Source organism: Mycobacterium sp. (assembly GCF_049281135.1).
GTDB lineage: Bacteria > Actinomycetota > Actinomycetes > Mycobacteriales > Mycobacteriaceae > Mycobacterium.
Genome location: NZ_JBAPRN010000795.1, coordinates 1 through 3,394 on the forward strand (window position 1 = coordinate 1; position 3,394 = coordinate 3,394).

At 64.9% G+C, this 3,394-nt stretch carries 4 protein-coding genes and 1 pseudogene; 4 read left to right on the plus strand and 1 reads right to left on the minus strand.

Annotated elements, in window-relative coordinates; translation table 11 throughout:
* Positions 1 to 530: amidohydrolase family protein (locus WAN02_RS31525; RefSeq protein ID WP_422269287.1), on the plus strand; the 530-nt coding region annotated here is incomplete at its 5' end.
* A 163-nt stretch (positions 531 to 693) separates the two neighbouring features.
* Here the strand turns inward: WAN02_RS31525 and WAN02_RS31530 are convergent.
* Positions 694 to 1,248, minus strand: a complete 555-nt coding sequence (locus tag WAN02_RS31530) for a pyridoxamine 5'-phosphate oxidase family protein (protein ID WP_422269288.1) — start codon at positions 1,246 to 1,248, stop codon at positions 694 to 696.
* Positions 1,249 to 1,387: 139 nt separating this feature from the next.
* On the opposite strand from WAN02_RS31530, the gene WAN02_RS31535 reads away from it, so the two are divergent.
* The 3 genes and pseudogenes from WAN02_RS31535 to WAN02_RS31545 all read left to right on the plus strand — a co-directional run bounded on the left by WAN02_RS31535 (position 1,388) and on the right by WAN02_RS31545 (position 3,237).
* Positions 1,388 to 2,035 (plus strand): TetR/AcrR family transcriptional regulator, encoded by a 648-nt coding sequence (locus WAN02_RS31535; RefSeq protein WP_422269290.1) that lies wholly within the window; start codon positions 1,388 to 1,390, stop codon positions 2,033 to 2,035.
* A 56-nt stretch (positions 2,036 to 2,091) separates the two neighbouring features.
* A pseudogene (locus WAN02_RS31540) lies at positions 2,092 to 2,244 on the plus strand (oxidoreductase); the annotation flags it as partial.
* Positions 2,245 to 2,265: 21 nt separating this feature from the next.
* Positions 2,266 to 3,237 carry an NADPH:quinone oxidoreductase family protein gene (locus tag WAN02_RS31545; RefSeq protein ID WP_422269289.1) on the plus strand — a complete coding sequence of 324 codons (972 nt, stop codon included), beginning with the start codon at positions 2,266 to 2,268 and terminating at the stop codon, positions 3,235 to 3,237.
* Positions 3,238 to 3,394: the final 157 nt, after the last annotated feature.

Consider the following 3,394-nt stretch of genomic DNA (forward strand, 5'->3'; position numbering starts at 1 on the left):
CCCCGTGGGCCACCGACTTTCTGCTTGACACCACCCGCGCGGCGTACCTCCTGGTGCGCAATGGCATTCGAACCCGCTACCCCAACATCCGGTTCATCCTCAGTCATGGCGGCGGTTTTGTACCGTATGCCAGTCATCGGATGGCTCTGGCCATCACGGCTGACACCGGCCGTAGCTGGGCCGACGTCCTCGACGACTTCGCCAGCTTCTATTTCGACACCGCGCTGACGTCCAGCGCAGCCGCGTTGCCCACCCTGCTGGCTTTCGCCAAACCGGGCCACATCACCTTCGGATCGGATTGGCCGTTTGGCCCCGTCACCGTAGGAAAGCTGTTCGCGGCCGGGCTGGAGACCTATCCGGCGCTCGACGCCGCGACCCGCGATGCAATCGAGCGTACGAACGCTTTGGCGTTGTTCCCCCGACTTGGCGCTGCGCCGCAACCCATTTCGCAGTCAGTCGTGCAGCGGATTCGCCACACCGCCAGTCGCGGCGCCATTCGGGTCGTCGCTCGGCTGACAAATAGCACCTAACCGACGGTGCGGGCTCGCTACATCGACGACATCACCGGCGCGGGGGCACCGGACATCCACCAGCGTTATCTCCACGAATTGGTGTGCTGTGAGACGCACCTGCCCAAAAGCCTGGCGATATCGGGGCCGCCTCGGAGCGAAGCTGGGCTACGAGGCATCGGTTTCACATCGGGTCCGGCGCGTCCCACGGGACGGTGGCCGATACCCAATGGGTGATCTGCTCTTCCTGGTCGTTGTGGTGCAGATGCCGCGGCGGCTGGGCAAAGGTCTCGTAGGGCCGGCAGCGTACGACGACGCGGTCCTCCTGCTCAGCCATTGCCTCAACGAACGGGCGGGCTTCCTCACCGAGCGGTTCGCCGGACATTCGGCCGGCGACGGCCATCATGACGTCGACCACCAAGTCGCGATCCCGCTCCACGGTTGCATCCGCATACACCTGCAGATAGGCGAACGGCCAATGCTCATCGAGCACGCAGAGACTCACTTTGCCGTCGCGTGCAACGGCTTTAGCCTTGCCGCGCGGCGCCATGGTGGACACCAGCAATTCGTCGTCGTCGGTGGGGATGTAGTACACGATCGACATCGCCGGCCCGTCGTGTAACCGCCGGTAGCCGTACACGCAGGTGCGGTGGGTACGCACGAAAGCACGCCGCTCCGAAGGCAGCATGTCGCGGTCGGTGGGCACCGTGAAGGGCTCGGTTGCGAGTGGAAGCAGCATGGTGGACCGTCCTCGTTCGTTAATATTGGATACAGTGTTACCGTTATTGCACTGCCTGTCAAGAGCCGCCATACTTAGGCCCGTGACCTCCAGCCATCAACAGGAGAACCGTCGCTCCCCCGGCCGCCCCGCCATCCCGCTGGATCGCATTGTCACGACCGCGCTGCAAATCGTCGACGACGACGGAGCCGAGGCCTTGTCCATGCGAACGCTTGCGCAGGCCCTTAATTCCGGGACGGCGACGCTGTATCGGCACTTCGGTAGTCGAGCAGACTTGATCGCCCACGTCGTCGACCGGGTGTTCGGCGGCGTCGAGCTGGATGTCGCGCAACTGCGCACGATGGCTTGGCAGGAAGCGGGAAAAACGGCTGCCCGCGCCATGTTTGACGCGCTGCGCCGCCACCCCAACGTCGCGCCGCTGCTGGCTGAAGATGTACCGCTGGGACCGAACGCGATGGCCGCACGAGAAGGTTTGATCAGTATCCTGCTCGACAACGGATTCCCGCCCGAGCTCGCGGCACTGTCCTATGCGACGCTGGCCCGTTACATCTTGGGTTTTGCCATCCAGATCACCAGCACCCGCGGCGGCCGTGATGACGCGAGGCTAAACCAGGTTTTCCATGAGCTGGACCCACGCATGTTCCCCGCGACCATCAGCGTCGCGGATAGCCTCCCGGTGCCCTTGGACGATGAATTCGCTTTTGGACTTGAACTGATCATCGATGGGCTGACTCACGTACTTCAGCGCCAACCACCGGGACGAAAATCTAAGCGCCGCGGCGGCTAAGCGGCGATCGCGTTCAGCTGCTCACGAGTCTCGCTGTCGAGTGCGATGTCGGCGAGCTGTGGGCGCGTCTTGGCGACTCGCTGCGGCCCCGGCATCTCGATGCGATCACCACCGAGGTCGACGTGAAAGACGTGGTCGCGGTCCTCGACCAGGTGCGCGCGAGAGCGTTCTCCGGGCGTGCCGTGGTGCGCGTCGCCGACGGGTTCTGAGGGTCAGTAGGCTCATCTGGCATGCGCGCAGCACAGTTGACTCGACTTGATGGTCCGGACGCGGTCGAGGTTGGCGAGATCGACGAACCGACCGGCGACGGCGTGGTCGTCAACGTACACGCGGCGGGTGCGGCTTTCCCCGATGCGCTGCTCACCCGCGGCCTCTATCAGTACAAACCGGATCCGCCGTTTGTGCTCGGCGGCGAGATCGCCGGGGTGGTCCGATCGGCGCCCGACGGTGTCCATGTGCGTCCCGGCGACAGGGTTGTCGGCCTGACCATGCTCACCGGCGGCATGGCCGAAGTCGCGGTGGTGGCACCGGATCGTGTGTTCAAGCTGCCGGACAACGTGAGTTTCACGGCAGGCGCCGGGCTGCTGTTCAACGACCTGACCATGTACTTCGGGCTGATTGGCCGTGGCCGATTGCAATCCGGCGAGACGGTGCTGGTGCACGGGGCAGCCGGTGGGATCGGCACGTCCACGCTGCGGTTGGCGACGGCGCTCGGGGCGTCCCGCGTCATCGCGGTGGTCAGTACTCCGGACAAGGGCGAGGTCGCGAGGGCAGCCGGCGCGACGGACGTCGTGCTGGCCGACGGGTTCAAGGACACAGTAAAAGAATTGACGGATGGCCGCGGGGTCGACATGGTGGTCGACCCGGTCGGCGGCGACCGGTTCACCGACTCGCTGCGCTCGCTTACTCCCGGGGGGCGGCTGCTGGTGATCGGCTTCACCGGCGGTGACATACCCACCGTGAAAGTTAATCGGCTGCTACTGAACAACATTGACGTAGTCGGTGTCGGCTGGGGCGCCTGGGCCGGCACACACCCCGGTGCGCTGTCTGAGCAGTGGGCGGCAGTCGAGCAACTACTCGCCTCGGGTCGGCTGGCTCCCCCGGAGCCGGTGGTCTACCCGCTCGACGAGGCGGCCGCCGCGATCGCGTCGTTGGAGAATCGCACCGCCAAAGGCAAAGTCGTCCTACGCATACGGGACTAGCGTCCGCCGCTGGCCCGTGACTGGGTCGCTCGTCCCGCGACACGTAAACGTCAGCGAAGACACGCCGGGCGGATTCATACGGTCAGTGCAACATCCGTGATTTGAGGGGTTGCCATGCCGAGTGGATATCCGTTTTCGAGGGAAGTGCGGCGCGAGT

Excerpts from the sequence above, each read along its gene's own strand:
- WAN02_RS31545 (WP_422269289.1), top strand. The coding sequence starts at position 2,266 with ATGCGCGCAGCACAGTTGACTCGACTTGATGGTCCGGACGCGGTCGAG.
- WAN02_RS31530 (WP_422269288.1), bottom strand. The coding sequence starts at position 1,248 with ATGCTGCTTCCACTCGCAACCGAGCCCTTCACGGTGCCCACCGACCGC.